Annotated in this window: 1 protein-coding gene and 1 pseudogene; one reads left to right on the top strand and one right to left on the bottom strand. The window is 63.0% G+C overall.

Annotated elements, in window-relative coordinates:
• Nucleotides 1–105 precede the first annotated feature (105 nt).
• Nucleotides 106–255 (bottom strand): hypothetical protein, encoded by a 150-nt coding sequence (locus ACRXB1_RS37365; protein ID WP_449494934.1) that lies wholly within the window; start codon nt 253–255, stop codon nt 106–108.
• Nucleotides 256–302: 47 nt separating this feature from the next.
• Between ACRXB1_RS37365 and ACRXB1_RS37360 the strand changes: the two are divergent.
• Nucleotides 303–484, top strand: a pseudogene (locus ACRXB1_RS37360) (5'-methylthioadenosine/adenosylhomocysteine nucleosidase); the annotation flags it as partial.

Here is a 484-nt window from a genome sequence, read left to right as displayed (position 1 = left end):
CATGGCGAGAAATGGCTCGCGTTGGCGGTGGCTAAACTGCAGGCAGTGGAATGAAGATGGAACGGCTCGGCATCATGGCGGCGTTGCCGCAGGAACTGGGCGATCTCACCGATGCAATGCGCCTTGCAGCGCGATCACCGTGCCCTCGCCGAACTTGTTGTGGAACACGGGCTGCCCGATCTTGAATCCGGTGTCAGCCGCGCGCTGGAAGGAGCAGGGACGGACGCGAAAGCCCAGGTCCGGTTCAAACGCCATGGCGAGAAATGGCTCGCGTTGGCGGTGGCTAAACTGCAGGCAGTGGAATGAAGATGGAACGGCTCGGCATCATGGCGGCGTTGCCGCAGGAACTGGGCGATCTCACCGATGCAATGCGCCTTGCCGGGAATGTCCGCACCGAGATCATCGGCCGTCGCGAATATCACGTCGGAACGGCGCATGGCGTGCCGTGCGTGGTAACGCTGGCGCGCGTGGGCAAAGTGGCCGA

Source organism: Caballeronia sp. M23-90 (assembly GCF_053574605.1).
This window is presented reverse-complemented; position numbering and strand designations above follow the sequence as displayed.

What these genes read in the sequence shown, in the direction of transcription:
- ACRXB1_RS37365 (WP_449494934.1), bottom strand. Translation starts at nt 255, where the DNA reads ATGGCGTTTGAACCGGACCTGGGCTTTCGCGTCCGTCCCTGCTCCTTC.